The following is a 24,767-nucleotide window of genomic DNA, read 5'->3' on the forward strand; positions in this document are numbered from 1 at the left end:
GAAAGCTGTATCTTAATGTTGCAGACGGCCGGCTAGCGGCAACACAGACACACTCTTGGTTACAATTACCCTCTGTCCCCCTGCATTTCGTTCAGCAACTTGGTTAAACTCGGCACACTTTGTGATTGACCAGCAGTGAACAAGCTGACGTAATGGCGTCACGCAGCGCCCACAGGCCGTGACCTCAACGAAATTAAGGACAAGCGTTATGATCAAAAAGTGTCTGTTCCCTGTTGCCGGTTACGGCACCCGATTCCTGCCCGCCACCAAGGCCATGCCCAAGGAAATCCTGCCCGTGGTAAACAAGCCACTGGTGCAATACGGCGTTGAAGAAGCTGCGGAAGCCGGCATTCACGAGTTTGGCTTTGTCACCGGCCGGGGCAAACGGGCGATTGAAGATCATTTCGATATCAGCTACGAACTGGAGCACCAGATTGCCGGCTCCGGCAAGGAAGACCTTCTGACCTCAATCCGCGACCTGATTGATCACAACACCTTCGCCTTCACCCGGCAAAACGAAATGAAAGGGCTTGGCCACGCCATTCTCACCGGCCGCAACCTGGTGGGCGACAACCCGTTTGCGGTGGTACTGGCCGACGACTTCTGCATCGGCCCCGAAGGCGAAGACGGTGTTCTGGCGCAGATGGTGAAGCTTTACAACCAGTTTCGCTGCTCGATTGTTGCCATAGAGGAAGTGCCCGAGGACGAAACCCATAAGTACGGGGTGATTGCCGGCGAGTCCATGAAGGATGGCCTGTACCGGATCACCGACATGGTCGAGAAGCCGGCACCCAAGGATGCACCGAGCAACCTGGCGATTATCGGCCGTTACATTCTGACGCCGGACATTTTTGATATTATCGAGCGCACCCCGGCGGGCAAGAACGGTGAGGTGCAGATCACCGACGCCCTGCTGGAACAGGCCAGAAACGGGTGTGTGCTGGCCTATCAGTTCAAGGGCCGCCGATTTGACTGTGGCAGCATCGATGGCTTTGTGGAAGCCACCAACTACGTTTACGAGAACATATACAAGAAAGGCAAAAAGTAGGCGGAAGGCGCGGGCCGTCAGCCGCCCAGAATCTGAAGAACCATTCGCCGGTTTTCCGCACTTGTCCTGCGGAACCGGCGAAGCAGTTCCGTCTCCTCTAGTGTGAGCCTGGCCCGCTCCAGCTCTTCCTCAAGTTCACCCAGCGACACCAGAAGATCGTCACTTTTATCGAGGGCAATCCCGGGCAGCTCCAGTTGCCCGTCGTATTCAGGCTCCTCTGGCTCCCAGTGCTGAATGGATTGCATGTGCTGCATGGCCAATTACCTCGTCATTCCAACCGCGACCAATGTCCCGGAAAATGCCGTGCGAAGTGAATTAATCCTGAAATGTAGCGTACATATAGCTTTGCACACAATCTGCCTATACTGAATATGGCAATAACCGGACAGGACGTTTATGGCGGCAAGAATCCTGGATATCGAGTCGGCATGGGAACTGGTACTCAGTGCAGTAAACCGCAGCAATGTGACACTGCCATTGCCGGGCACAGATATCGAAGCCGTAGAACTGAATGGCCATGGTGCCTGGCACCTGGTTCAACCCGCCACCCGTGAGGCACAGGATCTGCTTTCGGTGTTTCTCCCGCTTTGCCGCCCCTTGCCGGCAGACGGACGTTCCAAAGTGATCGGGCAGCTTGGCCAGAGCCTGGACGGGCGCATTGCAACCGCGACCGGGTGTTCACGGTTTATCAACGGTGACGATGGCATTACCCACCTTCACCGGATCCGCGCGGTATCGGATGCTGTGATTGTTGGCGCTGCCACGGCTTGCACCGACAACCCCCGCCTTACGGTTCGTCGCACCCACGGCCGGAACCCCGTGCGGGTGGTGATTGACCGGCACCGTCGGGTTCCCGACAGCCACTTGCTGTTCACCGATGATGTATCCCCTACCCTGCGGCTGGTTGCCGGCAACTATGAGAAGCAGCGTCATGCCGCTGTTGAGCCTGGCGTTACCGAAATACCCTGCCTGGGCCCTGCAGATTCGAATGCCCCTGCGGATCCCCGACTGATTCTCCAGGTACTCGCCGATTTCGGATTGAAAAAGGTCTTTGTGGAGGGTGGCGGCGTTACGGTGTCGGCGTTTCTGAATGCCGGCCTGCTGGACCGTCTGCACGTAATGGTGGCGCCGATGATCATTGGCAGCGGCCGACCGGCCTTCTCGCTGCCGGAAATTGATTTACTGGACGACGCGCTGCGGCCCAGGGCTCAGTTAATCAACCTTGGCAGTGACATGCTTTTTGATCTGGATTTTACCCGCGCTCCCGTCGCCTGCCCGTGAAGACAAACGCCAGGCCTGGAAGGCTGGAGAAAAAAACCAGAGCACCGTACCCCACGCTGAGCGCAACGCCCTGCTCAGCTGGCAGGCCCGCCAGCGGCCAGAGCACAGCCGCGGCGCCTTCCCGGATACCCCAGCCGGCAACCGTCAGCGGTATCACCATACTCAGCAGCAGGACACTCCCCAGGCCGGCCACCACGATAGCAGCGCCCATACTATCCAGATAACCCGCCCCCACAGCCAGGCACAGGAACACGCCCAGATAGCTGGCCAGCACCAGCAGGGACGTTGCCAGTTGAACCGGCATGGCCGGCCAGCACAGTAACGCACGAAACAGATCCCGGCGGAGGCGGTCAAAATAGCCGGCCAGCCTTTCAAGCATCGCCCGGAAAAACCCGGTTTTCAGGGCAAACGCGAACGCAATCGCCAGCAGTATCAGCGCTGCGACTGCCGGAAGAGCTGTATCGGGCTGCAATATTCGGGGCGGCTCAAGTCGGCTGGATTGCATCAACCAACCAACGGACACCAAAACCACCAGTACCAGTATTAACTGACCGGATAACCGCTCAATGGCCACGGCGTGGACGGCGGTCAGCCTCTGGCCCGCAGAGGCGCCATGGCGCCAGGCGCGGTTGACATCACCCAACACACCTCCGGGCAATACCTGGTTCAGGAATGTGGCCAGATAATACTCCTGAATGGCCAACTGAAGCGGCAGACAGAGCCCCAGCCTGTGCGCGGTATAGCGCCAGCGCCAGGCCGACAGGACCACCTGAACCAACGTGAGTGCGAGGGCCGGCACGATCACCAGGGGTGAAACCGCACGCAGCTCCCGCCAGAGAGTCTCACCATCCAGCAACCAGACAACCAGGGAGATCAACAGGCCGGATAGCAGCCAGCGGCCCGCGAGCCGGGCCAGGCGGGCGCTCAGGTCGGGCAAGCCATCGCCTCCGGTGGCAGCGCCAACAGATCGACGTGGTTCACCCGGATTGTCAGCCCAGCCTCCGCAAGCTGCACCTTGCGGGTTTCCAGCCAGCCGGAAACCCGGTCCCTGTGGTCAGGCGCCTGCTCCAGTGCCGCCTCTACCCAGCCCGTCATCAGCATCTCCATCAACGCCGCGTCGCCGGAACCCAGTTGCCAGGGCGAGTCTGCCAGCTCAACCTCATACCCGTGCCGGGCAAGCCCTTGCTGCAGCGCCGCCGTCGCCTCCGGACCCAGGGCTGCCCCTGTGCCCTTGTCGCCTTGCTGGTGCTGGTTGACCAGCTCGCGGATCAGCGAATCGTCAGAGTGCCCGGGCGACACATCGAACTGCCCGCCGTAGCTGAGCACCACCAGCACCGCTGCCTTTCTGGCAGCGGCCGCGTCGACCAGGGCATTCAGCCAGCGCTCCGACACCAGGTCGATCAGCGCCGAAGCGGTGATCACCGCCACGTCCGCCGACAGATGCTGGCCGACGCTTTCCGGAGTCAGCAGCGCAGCCTCCGTCTCAAACGGCACATCCAGTGCGCTCACCCGCTGGCTTGCTTCCCGCAGCAATCCGGTGTCCTGATCGAGGGCCAGCCAGCTCTGGGGCACCTGCAGGGCGCGGACCAGATAAACCGCATTGGAGCCGCGGCCGGCGCCAAGATCGACAATCCGCAAAGGTTTATGGCGGTTCCCGGCTTGCTGATCGGTATAGCGGCGGTTCAGCCACCGGTTGAGTTGCACCGTCAACGCCCGGGAGCGCGCCCGATGGTCGGCGCCTTCTCTTGCCGTCAACCAGTGACTGGCAAACGACGACTGACGGTGAGCCTGCCGTTGGCCCCCACGGAACTCCGCCATGGCCGCCAGGAAGTCCACGGCGGTGTCCGACCATGCCCGGATCCGCCTGGATTCCTTGCGGGCCAGCTTACCGGCATGCGCCCGTTCTTCCGGGTGTTCCAGCCAGCGCCTGATGCGCGCCGACAGCGCCCTCACATCACCAGCGCAATACTGAACGACGCCGGGGCGGGCGCCGGTACTCGCCAGGGCCCCGCCGTCCGAGGAAATTACCGGCAGGCCGCACGCCAGGGCCTCGTCGATCACCATGCCATAACCCTCGTAGAGCGATGGCAACACGAAGATATCCGCCCGGCGATACTGCTCGGCCAGCGCGCCCTCCTCCAGCTCGCCGGTTAGCTCAATACGGTCTTCCAGGCCGGCAGCCAGGATCTGCTGCCGTACCTGCTCGCCATACCGGGCATTGCGGGTCTCCGAGCCGGCCAGTACGCAATGCCAGGGCAGGCCATCGAGGCTTTTCAGGGCCTCGACCAACTGGTGCTGGGCTTTCCTGGGAGAGAAATGCGCGACACAGAGCAGCCTGGGAACTCCCTGTGTGGTGGCTAATTTATCAGCAGCCACCAGATCGCTGATTTTCGCCACACCGGGTTCCGCCACGCGGATTATCCCGGCCGGTACGTCATAATCTGCGAGCCGGGAGGCGGTGTGTCGACTGGTCGTAACAACGCCCTGCACGAAGGCCAGGGCACGCCTCTCTGCCTCAAAGAACCAGGCCCTGTCGGCCTCATTCAGGCCGGTTTCGTCCGCCAGCGGATGATGCACCAGGGCCAGCATTTGCAGGCGCTCGTGGTGTTTGCCGAGGACCTCTGGCAAGCCACCCATGGCAAGCCCGTCGAGCACTGCGCAGGTGCCATCGGGCATGGCCCCAAGCTGCTGGGCCAGTGCCGCCCGGGCCTCGGTATCAGGGCGCGGAAAGCGGCCTGGCAATCCTGTTACCCGAGCTCTGTAGCCGCGCTCGTTGAGCGCCTCCACCAGTTTGCGCACGTAACGGTAGCCGCCGGTGTTCTGGTCTGGATCTCCCGGGACCAGGAACTCGACGAAAGCGGAGCTTTCAGATTCCGGCATGGTAGCTGGCCCAGGCAATGTGGGACTCAGACAGTGTGACTTTGAGGCTGACGATGCCCTTCCCCGTTTCGCCCAGCTTCCCGGCGTGGATGGCTGCCGCCATGCGATCAAACACCATCCGGGCCATGAATTCGGTGGTGGTGTTCCGGCCCGACAGCTCCGGCAGATCATCCAGGTTCTGCATGTTGAACTCGCCGAGAACGTCTTTCAGAACCTGTGACGCCAGGCCGATATCCACGATCAGGTCATCCCTGTCGAGCTGATGACGCTCGAAGGTGACATCCACCACGTAGGTGGCGCCGTGCAGTTTTTGCGCCGGTCCGAAAATCTCCCCGTTGAAGCTGTGGGCAATCATCATGTGGTCCCGAACGGTCAGGCCAAACATAGGGTCTCCTTGGCGGTTGAAGTGATATTGTCAGTAGACAATCCGATGGCACAAAGTATCCCGGCCATCAATCAGAATTCGTGGCATGGCCTTTGGCAGCTCTTCAAACCGGCACTCACCGGTAATCAGCGCATCCAGCGTGTCATCCCGGAGTAACTCCAGAGCCAGGGCCAGGCGCTGCTCATAGTTCCAGCGGGGCACCCGGGCGGGGCTTATCCGGCCTACCTGGCTGGATTTCAGCGTCAGCCTTCGGGGATGAAAGGCCGCACCGAGAGGCGCCGATACCGGCTGATCGCCATACCAGCTCATTTCCACAATGGTCGCCTCCTGGCCCGCCAGCCCCAGAGCCGTTTCCAGGCCGGACGGATGACCACTGGCATGGATCACCAGGTCGTGGTCGTCCGGCGCCGGCCCGCTACTGAAGGTCAGCCCCAGGGATTCCGCCACGGCCCGCCTGTCCGGGTTGGTATCGATCGCGGTCACCCGGGTTCCGGGAATGCGGCTGGCCAGCCACGCGACCAGCAGACCGACCACACCCAGGCCAACCACCGCAATGCGGTCGCCAATCGCCGGCGCCCCATCCCACAACCCGTTAACAGCGGTTTCCATATTGGCGGCCAGTATCGCCCTCTCCGGGGGGAGCCCCTCCGGCAGCAGTGTCACCGCCGCAGCGGGGACCCGGTAATGGTCCTGATGCGGGTAGAGGCAGAAAACCGTTTTACCGAGCAGTTCGGCAGGGCCACCCAGCACGCGCCCGACATTGGCGTAGCCATATTTCACCGGCCAGGGGAAATCCCCCGCCTGAAAGGGCGCGCGCATCCGGGAGTGTTCAGTTTTCGGAACCCGGCCATGGAACACCAGCGATTCGGTGCCCCGGCTGATACCGGAATAGAGCGACTCGACGGTAACCAGGTGCCCGGCCTGTTGTGCATCCGATTCTGCCAGACACGTTTCGAGGATTTCGCCCTTACCGGCACCGGTTACCCACCAGGCGCGAGCCCGTTCAGAGGAGTTACTGCTCTCAGCATCAGATTGCAATCGAAGCTCCTTTCATTGCTGCCCAATTCGGCCTTTGCGCCGGGAGGGCCTGAAGGTCTGAATGGACTCTCCGCTCGTAATCACGAAGAGACGTATCAACTATAGTCAGTGTACAAGGCATCTGCGGTGCCCGATGCCTGCAAACCTATACGCTGGAGTTCGGTGATGGATTCTAACGGCCAATCCGCTTCATTCAGGTTTCCGCTTTCGCTGGATCTGGCCTGGGGCTTTGGTCTTGTGCTCATCCTCGGCCTCGCAGCCGGCTGGCTGGCCGATCTGTCGTTGATGTTCCATGCCGTTACGTGGCTGCTCTATGGCACTGTGGCCGGTTGTATTGTGCATTACTGGCCTGCCACCCGGGACTTCGGCTGGGCTAACCGGGCAACCCTGCTCCGGACGGGCCTGGTTGTTATTCTGGTCGCCTTGGCGCCCTTTGCGGATCAGCTTGCTGGCGACCTCTGGCTTTATGGCTCGCTGGCCGCACTGGCGCTGATCCTGGACGGTGTCGACGGCACGGTGGCCCGGGCGACCGGATCCCAGAGCGATTTCGGGGCCCGGTTTGATATGGAGCTGGATGCCCTGTTCATCCTGGGGCTCAGTGTCGCTGTCCTGGCTCTGGATAAGGCCGGCATCTGGGTACTGGCACTTGGCGTGATGCGCTATGCCTTCGTGGCTGCCAGTGGCCTGCTGGGCTGGCTCAAAGCGCCACTGCCGGAGAGTTTCCGACGCAAAACGGTCTGCGTATGGCAGATCGTCACCCTGGTGGTAGCAGTGCTGCCGCCGGTAAATAGCCTGTTCGCCAGCACCACGCTTGCCACGGCCCTTGCCCTGCTTGCGTGGTCGTTTTACCTGGATGTCCGCTGGCTCTATCGAAGGAGAGATTCCAATGATGTCTGTTAATCGAAACGCACTCTTCCGGTCCGTTGTCGGGTTTCCGGCGATTCTGGCACTTAGCCCGGCGGCAGTGGCAGAGCCACGGACCTACGTCGTTGATGACGAGCACTTTTCCATCATGTTCGAAATCATGCACATTGGTTATGCCCCGGTCATGGGGATGTTCCGGGAAGTTGAAGGCGAATTTGTCTACGACGAGGAAGCCAGGAAGCTTAGCTCCGGCCAACTGGTTTTCCAGAGCGACAGTGTGTACACCAACCATGAGAAGCGGGACGAACACCTGCGCGGCAGCGACTTTCTGGGCACCGAAAAATATCCGGAAATTACCTTTACCGTCACCGACTTCAAAACCACCGGCGAGAACACCGGTAAGGTGACCGGTGGCCTCACGATGCTGGGCCAGACCAACCCCGTGGTGCTGGACGTAACCCTCAACAAGTCTGCGGTTTACCCTTTCGGCCACGAGGAATACACCCTGGGCATCAGCGCGTCCACTACGCTGAAGCGCAGCGACTGGGGCATGACCTACGGTATCGACCAGGCCATGGTGGGTGATGAAGTCACCCTTCGGTTTGGATTTGAAGCAAATCGGGAATCCTGAATGTTCTGAGCCCCCGAATAGTGTGACCGCTATCACAACGCAGACACATTCTGTTACATAAATCGGCGAGATTTTTGGGGTATGCGGCAAAGCCCGTTATGGTTAGGAAGCCAAAAATAAAAAAAGGAATGGATGCATGGCCCGGAAGGTGCTGCTGCTTCTGACACTGGTTTCCACAAGCGTATTGGGGATGGGGTATTTTCTGTCGGCGGAGAATCATCGCGCTTTCCGCTGGCTGACGACCCTGGCAAGCTCCCCGTCTCCCGGGCCTCTGCACCCGGCCTCAGCCGCGGCCCCGGCTGAGGCCTCCGCCAGCCAACATTCGCCTGAACCGCCGTCCGATAATGCCCTCGGGTTTATGCTGGCGAGTGTCGCCGAGCAATACGCGCAGTCCACCCGCTACCCGCCCTGGTCGGTCCCGCTCAGTGCTGCCCAGGCCCGGGCTTACCAGGGCAACCACTTTGAGCCGGTCGCCCTGCCCCTGGAAGGTGGCGGGCAATTTACCGTTACCCTTGAGAAGTACCGGTTTACACGGGGAGACACGATACTGGTCGCTGCCGCCATTCAGGGGCCACAGGTTGTTGGCCGCCCCCTCACGGCAACGCTCGAGAAGCCCACAAGCCGCGATGCTGTTGCCAGTGCCATGCTGGAACCGGCCGGGGCACCGGGCTATTTTCAGGGCGAACTGGAGGCAAAGGCAGAGCCGGGTGAGTATCGCCTGATCGTGGAGGCGAAAATAGACGGCCAACCTGTCCGCCACGCATCCCCCCTGACCATTGAGCCCTACCTCGGCGAGTTCGGCAGTCTCGGCGACCCGCATGTCAGTAACAACAATCTGGTCATTCCCATCCGGTTCTCAGCAGAACAGCCCGGTTTCTATGCGCTTTCTGCCCAGCTTTATGCCGGCCAGCAGCCGGTCGCCCAGCTTCAGACGGAACAGCGTCTGGACGGCACGTCCGACACCATCAATCTCAGGGCCCATGGCACTGTCCTTGCCAACAAGAGCGATACCGGACAATTCCAGCTGCGCAATATCCAGATCCGCCAGCTACCAGCCAGGCCCGGTGACCGGACCCACTATGGGTTTGGCCCCGACGAGGGCTACACATTCACACCGCCGGATCTTGATGATCTGACCGACACGCCGGCGGCGAACCCCGAATCAGAACAGCGAGCAGCGCTGCTCCGGCAGCTTGCCGAAAAGTTCTGATGGCAGGGCCTGGCCCTGCACCGGCTAGCGCCGGGCAGTACCGCCTCAACCGGCGGGTAAACGTCTTGAAACAACAATAATGCTGCAAAGACGGAGCAAACATGAATACAACAATGATCGGAAGTGCCTGCAAGACCGCCCTGGCGGTCGCCATCACCGGCAGCCTGTTTGCCGGAACCGCCCAGGCCCAACTCGCCGGGCACAATATCATCCTGGTGCATGGCTTCCAGCAGGATGACCTGGCCAATCCACCGGCCAGTTTCCAGGACGTCAAAAACGCCGGTGAAGATTACTGGCGCACCTTCTGGCTCTCCCGCTCGGAGGCCCGCATTGACTGGGCGAGCAACGGGCGGGTTGAGGGAAGCATCGCCCAGCAGGCCTATCAGCAGCTGCGCCAGATCAGCCAGCAAGGGCTGTGCAATAACTATTGCATCGTCGTTTCCCACTCCACCGGCGACCTGGTAACCCGCTATCTGCTGGAAAACCAGGCCCGCTGGCTCCAGTCCGACGGTCTGCAGCCCCTGAAGATCCTGGCGGCGATTGACTATTCCGGCGCCGGTGGTGGTACCGAGCTGGCGAACCTGGCCATGAGTCTTGCCTACAACGACAGCTGGTACAACTGGCCTCTGCGGGCAGCGGTGGAAGCGTTCACGGGCATCGAGCCCGAGCCCGGGAAACTGGGCGTGGTCAACGACCTGCAAACCAATACCGCCCGTAACCTGGCGGTCAGCCCGAACTCGATTCCGCGCCTGCGGTTTGTCGCCGGTGGCTCCTCCTACGGCGGTATCACCAAGCCGTTCATTGCCGGCACGGACGATGGCGTGGTGCCCACCCATTCTGCCTGTGGCGCCACCAGCGCAGATGGCGTCGAATCCTGCTCATCGAGCATCAGCCTCGCCGGCAAAGTCACCGGGCAGGACGGCCCTGACGGCCTGTACTACAACCACTACCCGGTGCTGATGAACGAGGGCGCTTCCCACAGCGGAGTGCTGGGAACCGAGACCGGCAACATCTCGGTACCCGTCGTGAACAACGCCACGCTCGGTGGGCTGCGGGTGGATTTCGCCAGCCGCACCTACAATCAGCGGGCCTGGTGGCAGTGGTGGGGTGATGGCGACCAGTACATTGAGGTTCCCGGTTCAGACCAGACCGACATGTCGACCCTCGTGTACACCACCCTGAATAACTGACCGCTTCCAGAGTATTCAGAAGATGGGGTCAGATGAAATTTTCATCTGACCCCGATTTCAACCCCGATTTCACAACTTCCTCGGTAGTTTTCCCATCTTTCCTTTTTAGTTCGCAAACTATACATTGGTGCGCTTCCTCATTGATTCATCCGTTGCCGGCATAGCGATTCCCCAATGTCTGACGCTCACAAATCCGATCTGTTACTGGTTGTTGTTACCCTGTTTGCGGCCATCAGCTGGATGTTTTCCAAAGAATCCGTACTGCTGATGCCTCCCCTGATGTTCATGGCCGCCAGATTCCTGATCGCCGGGGCCGTACTTACCCTCTTCGCCCACCGATCCCTGTTGGCGCTCAGCCTGGATCAGCTGCGCCGCAGCGTGGGTGTGGGCCTGGTGTTTGGAACGGCGATGACCTGCTGGGTGATGGGCCTGTTTTACGGTAAGAGCCTGGGAGAAGGCGCATTCTTGACCAGCCTGGGTGTCGTGATTGTCCCCATCATCGCGCGGCTGGTGTTTCGGGAAGCGCAGCCTCCCAGCACCTGGCTGGCAATACCCATTGCAGTCGCCGGCCTTGCCCTGCTGTCACTGAAGAATGGTTTTCGGCCGGAAGCGGGCCAGATCTTTTTCGTGATGGCAGCCACCATCTTTGCGCTGTATTTCACCCTCAATACCCGGGCCGCCAATCAGAGAACGGTGGTGAACCGGCTTGGCAAAACCGTGGAAAAGCAGCGAGTGCCCGCCCTGCCCCTGACTGCCATCGCATTGCTCACGGTAGGCCTGTTCACCCTCGTGGAATCCGCCATTCTTGAAGAGTGGCAACCCACCCTGAGCGAACCCGCCCCTTTATTAATCTGGTGGGTTCTGGCCAGCGCGGTGATTGGCACTGCCGGGCGATTCCTGATCCAGACCTTCGCCCAGAGCCTGTCTGCAAACAGCCATGGTGTGGTGATTCTGGTGCTGGAACCGGTATGGGTCGCGCTGTTTGCTGCAGCCTGGTTCGGTGAAACCATGACCAGCATTCAGCTGGCCGGTTGCGGCCTGATTTTCACGGCACTCATCGTGAATCGGTGGACGGTGCTGAGCAAGGTCATCAAGGAGAAACTCCGGAGCCGGAAAACCACATAAAAGTGGTTGACCAGCGTGAGAGGAATCAGTATATTTCGTCCCCGTTGCAGGACACAGGACCATAGCTCAGTTGGTTAGAGCGCTACCTTGACATGGTAGAGGTCCCCAGTTCGAATCTGGGTGGTCCTACCAATCCTGCCAAGAAAGTCAGTTACTTACGCGCCCCGTGAGAACTGGCTTTTTTTCTTTCCCGATATTTTCCCAAAACCAAGTACTTATACAGTAAGCCGTAGCTTCTTTTGGCCTCATGCTAAGGCACCCATTAGACAGAATGGGAAGTCGAGCCAAATCCTTTTCAATGACCAAAAATTAGAACTAAGAGCCGCGTGCCAGTGTCAGAATTTATTACGGTGATTCAGTTCCCTTTCCAATGTACAAGAATAAACCAGCTTTTTTTAGTAACTTGTATATGTTGGTGTCCAAATTGCTGGACACGTTCCGATGAAATCTAATCACAAAACGGAACGTGCACATTATGAAAATTTGGGCTCTTATAACACTTACATTAGTTTCTTTAACCATCAATGCGGAACCAATTACGTATAAGTTCACCGGGCACATAACTAGTTTGGGCGACAGTTGGGCAGGCGGTTATCCCTACGACCCGGGGTTCCGTGATTGGTGGCCCGAACTTGGTGACCCTTACAGTGGAACAGTCACTGTCGACGAAGATGCCTTAATTTACGATGCGACCTCCTGCATTGCTGGCCCTATCTGCGGCGGGCTAGTTTCGTTTGAAATGATTTTAGGAGGGGGTTCAGTCAGCTTTCAAAAAGGCAATGGCACTGGTATCGAAGCATACGGCTCCTCCCTCTACAATTTTACTGCATGGGCAACAAGCTTCCGTGGAGATGGTGCGTTTTACGACAGTTTCTCATTTGACTCAACAGGCTTTCAGGCCGTCGATAACGAATATTGGGATAGCATTGCAGGAAACGCTGACTCCTTTGTTCGCGTTCCTGAACCGCCAACTCTTGCTCTCTTAATTGGTTCTCTTCTGGCAATTGGCTTCCGAAAAAATTATCAACGCCTTTGAACAAACAGCATGAAATTCTTTATTTTTGCATTTACCCGGAAGCAAGGGATATCGCATAGGGGTTGGTGCAAATTTCGGACAGTACCGGAAAAGCAGCCGTGTAAACTCGCGTTGGTTTGAAGGATTAAGCCGTCTCGGACCAAAGCCGGCATGGATGCCCGGCGAACGAGACACCTGCCCATTGGTGCGAGCGCAGTGAAAGAGCTGCCTGAGGCTATTGAGGGAGGGGCCCGCCCCCCCTCCTCTTTTTTTCACTCCTTGAACGGACCAGGGATCTGGCGCAACACCAGCAGCACGAGCTCGCTCTCCTGAGCGAAAATCACCCTGAAGAACTCGTTACATAAGAAGCAGAGCGCTCCTGTCATTCAGAGGTCGTCTTGCAGAAGTCGAACAAACACCCCCCACCTGATGATCCACTGCCCGCAGCTGGGGGGATCATCGCCCAGGCCCGGAAATCCATGATCGCCAGCCCCTACATCATCCACCGCCGACCGGTTCGCAAGGTGGCAGCCGAGGGCCGGGACCAGTGGGCCAGGCTCACCCCCAACACGTTCACCGCGGAGTTCCGTAAAACCCGGGACAAATGCAAATGCTTCGAAAACATGCCGAGGCAGCACCGCCCAACCTTTCACGAGATCCAGGCCTTGGGTTCATGATTGTACAAAAAGTAGGGATTCTACAACGAGACCTATATCCAGCCGCTCATGGCGCACGCTTATCAGAAGATGACGGAGCATTATCAGCAGTGGCATGGGCAGCAGTGGGTAACGGTTGAGGCGGGGCTGAAAATCAAATGAGCAGTCCCGCTCTGGTAGCCGATTCGTCTAAGCTAAAGGTAAAAAGCTAGCAAGGTATTTAATTTACCTATACAGTATTGGCACCTATTGCTTAATTTATACACAATAACTAAGATAAAGCCCGTTTTTGATGGACTACGAGAAAGCCCTTAAGGATATACCGGCGCCGGCACCAGGTAATCGCAAAGAAATTTGTTTCCTTCAGATACACCCTGAAACCGTTGCGACCTACGCTAATGCTGGCAAGCGGACTAAGCTATTCGAGATGCTTTACAACGTCTGCGGAGTTGTTCCACCGGTACCCAACATTGGCTTTCACGAACAGGAACACGTTTTTCCTGATCACCATGGTGGCGTGAAGCACGCTTGCAGCCTGTTTCAAGGCATAAACCGACCGTTCGTCGACAATGGTCGAGATGGTGAAATTTTAGTATATATCGTCAAACCCAAGTTTTTTTACGAGTACATCGCTCACATGGTGTGCGTGGCTCAAAGGCAAGAAGTTCCACAAGAGGCACTTTTTGCCATTTATGTAAATTTTGAAGATCCCGACTACACTGATGGAGTAATTCTTGGCTGGGAGTGGATTCCAGCAGATACTCAAGATTGCTACCTCCCGGAAGATCATGAAGAAAGGTATGAGAAGAGGGTTTGGTAATGGAAACGCTTAATACTGTTCTGGATAGAGCATTCAACGTCTCTCTGGCCGAGGCCTTCGAGGCGAAAGCAACCTACAACGCCCCAATGGATTGTGTCGAATACGTCAACTCTGATGAGTTTGCTTTGGCTGTTCGTATCGACGGTTTCCTCACCCTGTACAAAGACAAGTCTCGTCAGCGTGTCATTGGCTTTAAGTGCAAAGGTTTCCGTTACATTTTTGAGCGGGTCCGTGAACAGCATCCTGAGATTGCTGAGTGTCACTTCATCCCGATGATTCGGATAATTGAGGCTGCGCTCTCTTATGCTGGTGACGAGTTGTTTGAAGGCAAGCGCGCAGCTTATGAGCAAGCTCGGGAAATTGCTGACCGAGAAAACGTTCAGATCGAGTGCCCCGAACTCAAAGCTGCGTAACGATTACACAGCTTCAAAAAACCAGGCCATCGGCTTGGTTTTTTTGTGCCAAAATTTTCCAGATATACAGTACGTAATGCGTTGACTTATATAGCCTGCAAAGTGTGCATTGAAGGCGGGCAATCTACGATAATATTTACATTTAGTTCAGACACTTACTTTGCTTAGTGCGTTATTTTGACATGGTAGAGGTCCCCAGTTCGAATCTGGGTGGTCCTACCAATCCTGCCAAGAAAGTCATTCACTCGAATGAGCTCTTAAACACGAGTATTGACCCTGGTTCGAACAGTTCAACTACAGTCCTTCCCTAAAATACCCTCAGAGACCAGAGAACTTATCTGTTCAGGAGACAGCCCCAGGACCGTTCCAAGTATCTGGCCAGAATGTTCGCCAAGCAGCGGGGGCGCCGAGCGGTAATCCACGGGAGTCAGAGTGAACCTCAGAGGATTCCCGACAGTCGGGACGGCGCCCAACACCGGATGGTTCAACTGGCGCTGTATACCGCGAGCGAGCACCTGTGAATCCGAGAACACCCGATCGATAGTGTTGACGGGGCCGCAGGGAACCCCGGCCTTTTCAAGTGCGCCAACCCAGTCATCAGTGCTACGCATTACGGTCGCCTGGCGAATCCTCGGAACCAACTCTTTCCGATTGGCCACGCGTGCGCGATTGGTTTTAAAGCGCTCGTCGCCAGCCCATTCCGGGTGCCCCAAAACATCACACAGGCGGGCAAACTGCTCATCGTTGCCCACCGTCAGCACCATATCGCCATCGGCGGTCGGGAAGGCCTCGTAGGGAACGATGTTCGGGTGCGCATTACCCATTCGCTGCGGAACCGTGCCGCTGGTGAGAAAATTCATGGCCTGATTGGCGAGCGAGGCTACCTGGACATCCAGCAAGGATGTTTCAACGTGTTGCCCCATGCCGGTTCGCTCCCGGTGATTCAACGCGGCAAGAATCCCGATAGTTGCGTATAGGCCGGTCATAATATCTGTCATCGCAACTCCGACCTTCACCGGGCCAGCTCCCGGGGCGCCGTCAGGCTGGCCGGTGATGCTCATTAGGCCTCCCATTGCCTGAATCAGAAAGTCGTAGCCGGGCCGGCTGGCGTAGGGGCCATCCTGGCCAAAACCGGTAATAGAGCAGTAAATCAGGCCGGGGTTCATTGCTTTGAGACTGTCATAGTCCAGACCATACCGCTTTAATCCGCCGACCTTGAAATTTTCCAGGACGATGTCGGATTCAGATACCAACTTACGAACAAGCTCCTGACCTTTGTCGGTGGCGATGTCGATCGCCAACGACTGCTTGTTGCGGTTGGCAGAGAGGAAGTAGGCGGACAGCTCTGATGAGCCATCGGCTCCTGTAAGGTAGGGTGGCCCCCAATTTCGCGTGTCATCCCCTGAGCCGGGGCGTTCGACTTTGATGACCTCGGCACCCAGATCGCCAAGGATCTGAGCTGACCAGGGACCGGCCAGAACTCTCGATAAATCCAGGACACGAAGGCCTGACAGCGATCCGGACATCCACCTCTCCTGTTTCAGTGCTTCAACGCATACCACCAAGACACAGGTATTTGAGCTCCATGAACTCATCAAGCCCGTAACGGGAACCTTCGCGGCCCAATCCACTTTCCTTCACCCCGCCAAATGGCGCGGTTTCTGTAGAAATGATGCCATCGTTGATACCAATCATGCCGGTTTCGAGTGACTCGGCGACATGCCAGATCCGCTGAATGTTCTGACTGTAAAAATACGCGGCCAGACCAAACTCTGAGTCGTTAGCCATCGTAATCGCCTGATCCTCAGTCTCAAACCGGAAGATCGGGGCAACAGGGCCAAAGGTCTCCTCCCGCGCCACCAGCATATCCTGAGTGACGTCAGTCAGGATGGTGGGCTCAAAGAAGGTCCCTCCCAGGGCATGGGCCTTTCCCCCCAGAGCCACCCTGGCACCATTGGAGGTTGCGTCAGCAATATGACGCTCAACCTTATCAACGGCAGCCTGGTTGATCAGGGGCCCCTGGTGAGTCTCACCCTCAAGGCCCGGGCCTACAACAAGGTTGCCGACCGCCGACTTCAATTTTTCAACGAACGCGTCGTAAACGGATGACTGAACATAAATTCGGTTGGCACAAACACAGGTCTGGCCCGTATTCCGGTATTTGGATGCCATCAATCCGGTAACCGCAGCATCAAGGTCGGCATCGTCGAAAACAATGAACGGCGCATTGCCACCAAGCTCCAGACTGACCTTTTTGACGGTGCTGCTAGCCTGGCGCATCAGAAGCTTACCCACTGGTGTGGAGCCGGTGAAAGACACTTTTCGCACAACAGGATTTGTGGTGAGCTCTTCCCCGACCTCCGGGGCCCGGGCCTTTGAGCAGGTCACGATGTTCACGAGGCCAGCCGGCAAGCCGGCTTTTTCTGCAAGTACCGCCAGCGCCAGGGCACAAAGCGGCGTATCTTCTGCTGGCTTGACCACGACCGGGCACCCGGCCGCAAGCGCGGGTGCCACTTTCCGGGTGATCATTGCAATCGGAAAATTCCACGGTGTGATCGCAGCGACAACGCCAATGGGCTGCTTGATCACAAGTATCCGTTTGTCCCGTCCATGGCCGGGAATCACATCCCCATAGGCCCGCTTCGCTTCTTCAGCAAACCATTCCACGAAGCTTGCGCCATACCCGACTTCTCCCCGGGCTTCGGCAAGCGGCTTGCCCTGCTCCGCCGTCATCAGTCGGGCAAGATCTTCTTTATGCTCCATCATCAGGTCGAACCAGCGACGAAGTATCGCCGCCCTTTCCTTTGCCGGAACTGCTCGCCAGGCCGGCCAGGCCGCTTCAGCCGCGGCGATGGCCGCGCGGGTGTCTTCTGCCCCCATATCGGGAACATCAGAAAGATGCTCACCATTGGCCGGGTTGGTGACGGCGAAGCTCTGGCCAGAGTGGGCTTGCACCCATTCGCCATTGATATAGGCACGATTACGCAAAAGCGCGGAATGACTCACAACAGGATTCATCTCAGTCCTCTCAATAGCGAATTATCAGTCGCGCAGCAGGTAGCTTTCAATCACATCCCTTACAAACACCGCGTATTCATCGGCGAGCAGTCAGGGTGATAATGCCCGATCCTGCTCCACCATTATCAGCTCCTCAAGATCAAACTCCTCTGCCCTGGCCCGCGCCTTGAAGGCTTCGATTGCCTCTTCGCTGACCTCCGGTGTTCGGGACAGGAACCACAGGTAGTCCCGGTTGTAGCCGGTCACATAGGCGTAGGAATAGGCTTCCTTGTCCAGTTGGAAAACGACATAAGAGGCATAGAAGGGGCCGAAGAAGGAGACTTTAAGGTGGCCGGTATTTTCATCGCCCACAAACACGGCCCGCCCATCGGCGACGTCCCACTGGCCTTCCTCCGCGTTGTAGCCCCGATTAATGACTTTGATGCTGCCATCATCGTTACGGCTGTATTCTGCACGGACATTGCTGAGACCACGCTCGAAGGAGTGGTCCAGGCGAGCGATCTCATACCATGTGCCGAGGTAGCGCTCGGCGTTAAACCCCGTCACCGGATTGATGCCCTCCGGAACACCGGTGCAGCCGCCCAGAACGGCGAGTATAACAAGCAGGAACCAGTTTTTTACCACATGCATATCGTGCGTTTCTCCGTGACCGGGCAAACCATAAGCAAAGGGCCAGCGATCGCTGGCCCTTTGCTTTAGACTTTATAGAAGTCCCGATACCAGTCGACGAATCGGGCGATGCCTTCATCCACCGTGGTGGAAGGCTTGTAGCCGACGTCATCGATCAGATCATCCACGTTGGCGTATGTCGCCGGCACGTCACCCGGTTGAAGGGGCAGCAGATTCTTTTGGGCTTTCTTACCCAGCCGCTCTTCAATGATCTCGATAAAGCGGGACAGCTCCACCGGGTTGTTGCTACCGATGTTGTACAGACGATACGGCGCCTTACTGGTGCCCGGATCAGGCGTTGCGCCGCTCCAGTCCTGGTTCGGTTCCGCCACATGATCGAGGGTGCGGATCACACCCTCTACGATGTCATCAATGTAGGTGAAATCCCGACGGTGATGGCCATGATTGAAGACATCAATCGGTTCGCCGGCGAGAATCTTTTTGGTAAAGATAAACAACGCCATATCCGGCCGGCCCCAGGGACCGTAGACCGTAAAGAACCGCAGGCCCGTGGTCGGCAGGTTGTACAGATGGCTGTAGGTATGGGCCATCAGTTCATTGGCTTTCTTGGAGGCTGCGTAAAGGCTCAGTGGATGGTCAACGTTGTCATGCACCGAGAAGGGCATGGTTTCGTTAGCGCCGTATACCGAGCTGCTGGACGCGTACACCAGGTGTTTCACACCATTGTGGCGGCAGCCCTCCAGGACATTCATGAAGCCAACAAGGTTGGCGTCCACATAGGCATTCGGATTCTCGATGGAGTAACGCACCCCGGCCTGGGCCGCAAGGTGCACCACACGTTCCGGTTTTTCGCTAGCAAAGAGCGCCTCCATGGCCGCCCTGTCAGACACATCCTTGCGGACTTCGGTAAAGCCCGCCTTGGCAGTCAGCCTTGCCAGGCGAGCTTCCTTCAGGTTCACATCGTAATAGTCATTGACGTTGTCCACGCCAATGACTTCATCACCCCTGTCCAGCAGGCGATGAGCCAGATGTGATCCGATAAAGCCCGCGGTACCGGTTACGAGAATCTTCAAGTGTCTCTCCTTGGAACTTAATAGCGCCCTTAGAACGTAACGCCCGCGCTCACAAACGGCCCGCCGATCTCCACATCCAGCCGATCATTGCCGTCTTCGTAATCGATGGCCATCTGGCGATAGCCTGCCCGGAACTGAAGCAGAGCGATCTCGTACTGGCCGTAGGCGTTGAAATCGCGCAGCGAGTCGCCGTCGAAGCTGATGAAGTTGCCTTCCGCGCCCACTGACACTCCGGTAAACGGCAGGTCGAAACGTGCGGCGACATAACCCATCGGGATAACTGCATCGACCTTGGTTTCGTTAACCGCAAATCCGCCACCGATCTGCTGCACGACAAGCTTGCCGGAGAGGTCACGGGCCGTGAGGCCAAGATCAAGGTTCGCCCAGTTATCAAGCACTTCGTAGTAGAGTGTGAGGTCCAGTTGATCCAGATCGAACTCGGACTGAACCGGGACACTGCCCGGAATGCCGACAAACCCGGATGTACCCAACTCCCCCCGGCCACTCTGCTGAACCAGCGTATAGTTCAGGCGAACGTTGGGCAATATCGGTACGGGATGCTCAAAATACACTGACGCATTGGCATTGGAATCACTCTCGAGGTTGAGATCGTTCTCTACATCAACAACGTCATTATTGGTGGCGGCCTGACCGGAAAGATCAGAATCCCAGTAACTTACGCTGGCACCCAGACCGACGACGTCCGCCTGGGACAAAGGGGTTACCAGGATCAGGGAACCACCTACAGCAAGCATCAGTTTACGCATGGCACACCTTTTTGATTTGTTTTCAGTTTTAATCAGTCGAACTGGATACCCAGCCGACGGCCAACTTCCTCGTAGGTTTCAATAACCTCACCCAGGCCCTGACGGAAACGGTCCTTGTCCATTTTCTTGCGGGTTTCCCTGTCCCAGATCCGGCAGCCGTCCGGGCTGAATTCATCACCCAGGACAATCCCGGTGCCACTGCGGCCAAATTCGAGCTTGTAATCCACCAGCAGCATGCCGGCTTCATCAAACAGCGCCTTGAGAACATCGTTCACCTTGTAGGTGAGCGCTTTCATCCGGGCCAACTCATCAGCCGTTGCCCAGCCAAAGCTGACCGCCAGGGACTCGTTAACCATCGGGTCGTGGAGCGCGTCGTTCTTCAGGAACAGCTCATAGGTGGGCGGATTCAGCTCCTGCCCCTCAGCCACGCCAAGGCGGCGGCACAGACTGCCAGCGGAAATATTCCGAACCACACACTCCACCGGGATCATGTCCAGCTTTTTGACCAGAGATTCCGTGGACGACAGCAGCCCTTCGAAGTGAGTCGGCACGCCCGCCGCCTCGAGCTTTTCCATGATGAACGCGTTGAATTTGTTGTTCACCATGCCCTTGCGGTTCAACTGTTCCTTTTTTTCGCCATCAAAGGCGGAGGTATCATCACGGAATACCATCACGAACCGTTCGGGATCGTCTGTACGGTAGACTGATTTTGCCTTGCCGGCATAGAGTTCTTCACGCTTTTCCATCAGGGGTCTCCGAAAAGCGGCCGCGGCAGGCGGCCCCTTTCTGAATCAGTATAGATAATCGAATAGTTGTGTGAGCAAATCGGCCGTGGTGCGGCTACCAGTGTAACCCGGTACGGGTTCGGTAGAGACCACAATGGTTCCGTTTCGCTGATTGAGATTCACCGTATGGGTATGCCGTGGCGCTTCCGCATCGCTGAACCAGCTGAACCAGCCCGGATCCCGCTCATCCTCGGTACGGAAGTCCACCTGAAACCAGCCTTCACTGCGATTCAGGTCAACAACCGGGATGTCGGACTCCGTAAGCGCCCGGTTCACTTCAGCCCAGGAGCGGCCGTAATCCAGCTCCATCCGGATAGCGACGGCTTTGTCATTTTCCGAAATCAGGCGGACGAGCGGTTCGCTGACCATGCCGGAGGCAGCACGGGAAAAGGACTTGCTCTCCTCCCGGCCCCTGAGAAAATCGCCCAGGTCTGCCAGAATGCGCTTTTGCGTGGCCAGTGACTGCTCTGAGGGGGAAGAGACGCCAGTCCAGGGCAGCATTTCGTCTGGCTGATCGGCAACGTCCAGCTTGCGCACCTGTATTTCCGTGGTTTTGCGCCGGACACCGGGCGCCATGCGAACCTGCACAACCACCTTCCGCTCTTCAGCAGACGGATCGTCAGGCAGTTCCAGCAACTGTCGGGCGCGCTTGCTGAAGTTCGCCAGCTCACTCTGCAGAATACCCAGTTGGGGGCTCTCCAGGGCCACGCCAAGGCCGCGCTCAGCCATGTAGGTATTCACGGCGGGCCAGATCCGCCCTGGTACATCGTTCACCAGGAGCCAGACTCTGCCATCCAGTTCTTCGATGACGTAATTCTCATCAAGGATGTCAGAGGTCATGTCCGGCGGCTGCGGAATTACAGCCGGGTACATTCTGCTCGCATCGGCCGGTTCGACATCACGGATGGGCATGGTCTGGCTGAACCGGGACTCATCTGCCGACTCCGGCAGTTCCAGCGGCTCACCTTCCTTCGCGTTCACATACCGCTCGGAGCGGTCTTCTACCAGACTGCATCCGGCCAAGGTTGCGATAACCAGCAGGCCGGACAAAACAACAACGGATTTCAGCATGGCGGTGTTAACGGTTCCTTGTAGAACCTGCATCAGGTTACTCCGGGTCAGGGACAAATTAAGCAAACTCAGAGTACACCTGAGGCCTTGAGGGCATCTTCGACTTCACCGTGGAACTTCTCACTGAGCGGTGTCAGCGGCAGGCGGATGCCCTCTCCGATCATTCCCATACGATGCAGCGCCCACTTCACCGGGATCGGGTTAGCCTCGAGGAACAGCTTCCGGTTCAGCGGCATCAGCAACTCGTTGAGCCGCTCGGTTTCGGCGCGATTGCCGGCAATCGCCGCCTCGCAGAGCTGGGACATTGCCTTTGGCGCCACATTGGCGGTAACCGAGACATTGCCCTTGGCGCCGGCAAGCATGAGCTCGGCCGCGGTGGCGTCATCGCCGGAATATACCGCAAGGCGCCCGTCCAGAGCTTCAATCAGTTCGGCACCGCGGGGAATGTTACCGGTGGCGTCTTTAATACCGATAATGTTCGGGATGTCTGCCAGGCGCAGCACGGTCTCGTTGAGCATGTCACAGGCGGTTCGGCCAGGCACGTTGTAGAGCATCTGGCTCATTCCCGGGACGGCTTCGGCAATCGCCTTGAAGTGCCGGTAAAGGCCTTCCTGGGTCGGCTTGTTGTAGTAGGGCACGACCAGCAGGCAGGCGTCGGCCCCCAGCTTGTGGGCCTCGGTCGTCAGCTCGATGGCTTCGCGGGTGCTGTTGCCGCCAGTGCCGGCGATCACCGGAGCCCTGCCGTTCACACGTTTGATGATGTGGCCGATAACCCGGCAGTGCTCGTCCGGGTCAAGCGTTGCGGATTCGCCAGTGGTACCGACAGCGACGATTCCGTGCGTGCCGTTTTCAAGATGAAAGTCTACCAGCTTGTCCAGATCCTCCCAGTGAATTTCACCGTCTGGATGCATGGGCGTGACCAGTGCGACAAGGCTACCCGTAATCATAAAAGCTCCGTCCGAATAAAACCGATATGGTAATGTTGGGCACGAACTGACACAAGGAAATTAAAGGAGATGTCATGCCATCCGTCGAGTTAAACAAACCTGTTCCCGATTTTGAAGCGCCGGCAACAGGCGACCAGATCATTCGCCTGGACGACCTCAAGGGCCGCAATGTGATTATTTATTTTTACCCGAAAGACAACACGCCCGGCTGCACCACCGAGGGACAGGACTTCCGGGACCGGATGCAGGCGTTTGAGGAGCTGGACACGGAGATTATCGGGGTCTCCCGGGATGGCCTGAAAGCACACGAGAATTTCAGGAAAAAACACGAATTTCCTTTCCACCTGATTTCCGACAAGGACGAGACCCTGTGCAAGCTCTTTGATGTCATCAAGCTCAAGAAACTGTATGGCAAGGAGTACATGGGAATCGACCGCAGCACCTTCCTGATCGACAAGGAAGGTGTGCTGAAGGCCGAGTGGCGTGGCGTCAAGGTCAAGGGCCACGCCGATGAGGTTCTGGAGGCTGTAAAGGCGCTTTAAGCCTCTTCGTCACTGCTTTTCGGTCTCTGGTAAAGGAAGGGAGTCCTTTACCGGCCAGGCGGAAAACACCGCCTTGAGCATGGTTGCCAGAGGAATGGCAAAGAACACGCCCCACAAGCCCCAGATGCCCCCGAAAAAGAGCACTGCGACGATGATCACCACCGGATGCAGGTTGTTCACTTCCGAGAACAGCACCGGCACCAGGACATTGCCGTCCAGAGCCTGAATGATACCATAGATGACCATTATCCAGATAAACTGGCTGCCCCAGCCGAAGGCAAACAGCGCAATGACGGCCACTGGGATAGTCACCACGGCGGCGCCGATATAGGGAATCACAACGCTCAGGCCGACCAGCAGGGACAATAACGCCGCATAGGGCATGCCGAGAAACTTGAAGGCAATGTAGGTGACTCCGCCGACAATCAGAATCTCAAGCGCCTTGCCCCGGACATAATTGGCACACTGCAGGTTTACCTCATGCCAGATCTGCAGCATCATCGGACGCTGGGGCGGGAGCAGCCGGGCAACGGCACCCAGCAGGACCTTCCGGTCCTTGAGAAAGAAGAACACCAGGATCGGCACCAGCACCATATAGATCAGCAACGCCACCAGATCCGGAATGCTCGACAGAGAGAAGGACACCAGCCATTGGGTGAACTGGCCAACTTCGGTGCTGACCTGCTGATAAACCGTACTGACCGCCTCAGCGGAAATCAGGTGGGGGTACTGCTCTGGCAACAATTCAAGGTAGGACTGGAGCCCACGAATAATCCGGGGGGCTTCTCCGGCCAGGGCACTGACCTGCGTCCAGACAAGCGGCAGCAGGCCAAACAGGAAACCGACCAGGATACCGAGGAAGACGAGGAACACCCCGAGAATGGACACAGTCTCGCCAACGCCCAGCTTGTTTAGCTTGGTGACCAGCCCCTGCAGAATAAAGGCAATAATAAGCGATGCAATGGCCGGGGCGAGCATGGCGCCAAACAGGATGACAAAAACCGTTCCGGTAACCAGAATCAGAAACAGGATGACCGCTTCTTCGTCCGAGAAATATTTGTGCGCAAGACTGCGTAATGTCCTGATCATTTGAAACTCCGGAAAATTAACCGCCGCACTTTATCACAAACCGGAACTGGCCGGCGGATTCGGAACTGCTGATCAGGGTGTGTCGGGATAGCTGCAGAAATGCCGGTATATCGCGGGCGGAGCCGGCGTCGGTGGCCAGAACCTCCAACTCCTCGCCGGGGGCCATGGAGTTCAGCTCCAGTTTGGTTTTCAGCAGCGGCATCGGGCATTGCAGCCCGGAGGCATCAAGGGATCGGTCAACCATAAAAACGGGGCACCATCGCAGTCACTATAAGCGGATTTAACAAGC

General features: G+C 57.6%; 27 protein-coding genes and 1 tRNA gene. 13 read left to right on the forward strand and 15 right to left on the reverse strand.

Going from position 1 to position 24,767, the window contains the following annotated elements; all coding sequences use genetic code 11:
* Positions 1 to 208: 208 nt before the first annotated feature.
* Complete coding sequence (gene galU, locus msub_RS04085; RefSeq protein ID WP_048494829.1) at positions 209 to 1,048, forward strand: UTP--glucose-1-phosphate uridylyltransferase GalU; 840 nt, start codon at positions 209 to 211, stop codon at positions 1,046 to 1,048.
* A gap of 17 nt (positions 1,049 to 1,065) precedes the next feature.
* On the opposite strand, the gene msub_RS04090 is transcribed toward galU, so the two are convergent.
* A complete protein-coding gene (locus msub_RS04090) occupies positions 1,066 to 1,302 on the reverse strand; it encodes a hypothetical protein (RefSeq protein WP_048494830.1) in 237 nt (78 codons plus the stop codon).
* Positions 1,303 to 1,444: 142 nt separating this feature from the next.
* On the opposite strand from msub_RS04090, the gene msub_RS04095 reads away from it, so the two are divergent.
* A complete protein-coding gene (locus msub_RS04095; RefSeq protein ID WP_048494831.1) occupies positions 1,445 to 2,329 on the forward strand; it encodes a RibD family protein in 885 nt (294 codons plus the stop codon).
* Here msub_RS04095 and msub_RS04100 read toward each other — a convergent pair.
* Genes msub_RS04100 through msub_RS04115 form a run of 4 tightly spaced genes read right to left on the reverse strand, consistent with a single transcriptional unit; the run spans position 2,301 to position 6,632 of the window.
* Positions 2,301 to 3,266, reverse strand: a complete 966-nt coding sequence (locus msub_RS04100; protein ID WP_048494832.1) for a lysylphosphatidylglycerol synthase transmembrane domain-containing protein — start codon at positions 3,264 to 3,266, stop codon at positions 2,301 to 2,303. The genes msub_RS04095 and msub_RS04100 overlap by 29 nt on opposite strands.
* Positions 3,254 to 5,209: a glycosyltransferase family 4 protein gene (locus msub_RS04105; protein WP_048494833.1), complete on the reverse strand. Its 1,956-nt coding sequence runs from the start codon at positions 5,207 to 5,209 to the stop codon at positions 3,254 to 3,256. The genes msub_RS04100 and msub_RS04105 overlap by 13 nt, the downstream gene beginning before the upstream one ends.
* Positions 5,196 to 5,594 (reverse strand): 6-pyruvoyl trahydropterin synthase family protein, encoded by a 399-nt coding sequence (locus msub_RS04110; protein WP_048494834.1) that lies wholly within the window; start codon positions 5,592 to 5,594, stop codon positions 5,196 to 5,198. The genes msub_RS04105 and msub_RS04110 overlap by 14 nt, the downstream gene beginning before the upstream one ends.
* A gap of 30 nt (positions 5,595 to 5,624) precedes the next feature.
* A complete protein-coding gene (locus tag msub_RS04115) occupies positions 5,625 to 6,632 on the reverse strand; it encodes a zinc-dependent alcohol dehydrogenase (RefSeq protein ID WP_048494835.1) in 1,008 nt (335 codons plus the stop codon).
* Positions 6,633 to 6,797: 165 nt separating this feature from the next.
* Here msub_RS04115 and msub_RS04120 point away from each other — a divergent pair, with 165 nt between their 5' ends.
* The 10 genes from msub_RS04120 to msub_RS04160 all read left to right on the forward strand — a co-directional run bounded on the left by msub_RS04120 (position 6,798) and on the right by msub_RS04160 (position 14,556).
* On the forward strand, positions 6,798 to 7,532 hold the full coding sequence (locus msub_RS04120) for a CDP-alcohol phosphatidyltransferase family protein (protein WP_048494836.1): 735 nt from the start codon (positions 6,798 to 6,800) through the stop codon (positions 7,530 to 7,532).
* Positions 7,522 to 8,127 (forward strand): YceI family protein, encoded by a 606-nt coding sequence (locus msub_RS04125; protein ID WP_048496971.1) that lies wholly within the window; start codon positions 7,522 to 7,524, stop codon positions 8,125 to 8,127. Before msub_RS04120 ends, msub_RS04125 begins: the two co-directional genes overlap by 11 nt.
* 136 nt (positions 8,128 to 8,263) lie before the next feature.
* Complete coding sequence (locus msub_RS04130; RefSeq protein ID WP_048494837.1) at positions 8,264 to 9,337, forward strand: hypothetical protein; 1,074 nt, start codon at positions 8,264 to 8,266, stop codon at positions 9,335 to 9,337.
* Between the two features lie 101 nt (positions 9,338 to 9,438).
* Entirely contained in the window at positions 9,439 to 10,527 is a 1,089-nt protein-coding gene (locus msub_RS04135) for a hypothetical protein (protein ID WP_048494838.1), read from the forward strand.
* Between the two features lie 174 nt (positions 10,528 to 10,701).
* Complete coding sequence (locus tag msub_RS04140) at positions 10,702 to 11,652, forward strand: DMT family transporter (protein ID WP_048494839.1); 951 nt, start codon at positions 10,702 to 10,704, stop codon at positions 11,650 to 11,652.
* Between the two features lie 55 nt (positions 11,653 to 11,707).
* Positions 11,708 to 11,784 (forward strand) — tRNA-Val (locus tag msub_RS04145).
* Between the two features lie 343 nt (positions 11,785 to 12,127).
* On the forward strand, positions 12,128 to 12,688 hold the full coding sequence (locus tag msub_RS21485; RefSeq protein ID WP_156182721.1) for a PEP-CTERM sorting domain-containing protein: 561 nt from the start codon (positions 12,128 to 12,130) through the stop codon (positions 12,686 to 12,688).
* A gap of 458 nt (positions 12,689 to 13,146) precedes the next feature.
* Entirely contained in the window at positions 13,147 to 13,344 is a 198-nt protein-coding gene (locus msub_RS22025; RefSeq protein WP_048494840.1) for a hypothetical protein, read from the forward strand.
* A 271-nt stretch (positions 13,345 to 13,615) separates the two neighbouring features.
* A complete protein-coding gene (locus msub_RS04155; RefSeq protein WP_048494841.1) occupies positions 13,616 to 14,143 on the forward strand; it encodes a hypothetical protein in 528 nt (175 codons plus the stop codon).
* On the forward strand, positions 14,143 to 14,556 hold the full coding sequence (locus msub_RS04160; RefSeq protein WP_048494842.1) for a hypothetical protein: 414 nt from the start codon (positions 14,143 to 14,145) through the stop codon (positions 14,554 to 14,556). The genes msub_RS04155 and msub_RS04160 overlap by 1 nt, the downstream gene beginning before the upstream one ends.
* 290 nt (positions 14,557 to 14,846) lie before the next feature.
* Here msub_RS04160 and msub_RS04165 read toward each other — a convergent pair whose 3' ends face one another.
* The 8 genes from msub_RS04165 to dapA form a co-directional block, all read right to left on the reverse strand.
* The gene (locus tag msub_RS04165) at positions 14,847 to 16,082 is read right to left on the reverse strand and encodes a CaiB/BaiF CoA transferase family protein (protein WP_048494843.1); all 1,236 of its coding nucleotides are present in this window, start codon (positions 16,080 to 16,082) and stop codon (positions 14,847 to 14,849) included.
* 22 nt (positions 16,083 to 16,104) lie between these two features.
* Complete coding sequence (locus msub_RS04170) at positions 16,105 to 17,574, reverse strand: NAD-dependent succinate-semialdehyde dehydrogenase (RefSeq protein WP_048494844.1); 1,470 nt, start codon at positions 17,572 to 17,574, stop codon at positions 16,105 to 16,107.
* Between the two features lie 90 nt (positions 17,575 to 17,664).
* Positions 17,665 to 18,204, reverse strand: coding sequence for a lipocalin family protein (locus msub_RS04175; RefSeq protein ID WP_048494845.1), 540 nt, complete (start codon positions 18,202 to 18,204; stop codon positions 17,665 to 17,667).
* A 65-nt stretch (positions 18,205 to 18,269) separates the two neighbouring features.
* The gene (locus msub_RS04180; protein WP_048494846.1) at positions 18,270 to 19,277 is read right to left on the reverse strand and encodes an NAD-dependent epimerase; all 1,008 of its coding nucleotides are present in this window, start codon (positions 19,275 to 19,277) and stop codon (positions 18,270 to 18,272) included.
* 29 nt (positions 19,278 to 19,306) lie between these two features.
* Positions 19,307 to 20,044, reverse strand: coding sequence for a TIGR04219 family outer membrane beta-barrel protein (locus msub_RS04185; RefSeq protein WP_048494847.1), 738 nt, complete (start codon positions 20,042 to 20,044; stop codon positions 19,307 to 19,309).
* 32 nt (positions 20,045 to 20,076) lie between these two features.
* Complete coding sequence (gene purC / locus msub_RS04190; protein ID WP_048494848.1) at positions 20,077 to 20,790, reverse strand: phosphoribosylaminoimidazolesuccinocarboxamide synthase; 714 nt, start codon at positions 20,788 to 20,790, stop codon at positions 20,077 to 20,079.
* Positions 20,791 to 20,835: 45 nt separating this feature from the next.
* Positions 20,836 to 21,933, reverse strand: coding sequence for an outer membrane protein assembly factor BamC (gene bamC / locus msub_RS04195; RefSeq protein WP_048494849.1), 1,098 nt, complete (start codon positions 21,931 to 21,933; stop codon positions 20,836 to 20,838).
* A 35-nt stretch (positions 21,934 to 21,968) separates the two neighbouring features.
* The gene (dapA, locus tag msub_RS04200) at positions 21,969 to 22,847 is read right to left on the reverse strand and encodes a 4-hydroxy-tetrahydrodipicolinate synthase (protein WP_048494850.1); all 879 of its coding nucleotides are present in this window, start codon (positions 22,845 to 22,847) and stop codon (positions 21,969 to 21,971) included.
* Between the two features lie 74 nt (positions 22,848 to 22,921).
* On the opposite strand from dapA, the gene msub_RS04205 reads away from it, so the two are divergent.
* Positions 22,922 to 23,389 (forward strand): peroxiredoxin, encoded by a 468-nt coding sequence (locus msub_RS04205; RefSeq protein ID WP_048494851.1) that lies wholly within the window; start codon positions 22,922 to 22,924, stop codon positions 23,387 to 23,389.
* 9 nt (positions 23,390 to 23,398) lie between these two features.
* Here msub_RS04205 and msub_RS04210 read toward each other — a convergent pair whose 3' ends face one another.
* Together msub_RS04210 and msub_RS04215 are read right to left on the reverse strand one after the other, a co-directional pair.
* Positions 23,399 to 24,478, reverse strand: a complete 1,080-nt coding sequence (locus msub_RS04210) for an AI-2E family transporter (protein WP_048494852.1) — start codon at positions 24,476 to 24,478, stop codon at positions 23,399 to 23,401.
* A gap of 16 nt (positions 24,479 to 24,494) precedes the next feature.
* A complete protein-coding gene (locus msub_RS04215) occupies positions 24,495 to 24,722 on the reverse strand; it encodes a sulfurtransferase TusA family protein (RefSeq protein WP_048494853.1) in 228 nt (75 codons plus the stop codon).
* Positions 24,723 to 24,767 lie beyond the last annotated feature (45 nt).

It is taken from the genome of Marinobacter subterrani (assembly GCF_001045555.1).
GTDB lineage: Bacteria > Pseudomonadota > Gammaproteobacteria > Pseudomonadales > Oleiphilaceae > Marinobacter > Marinobacter subterrani.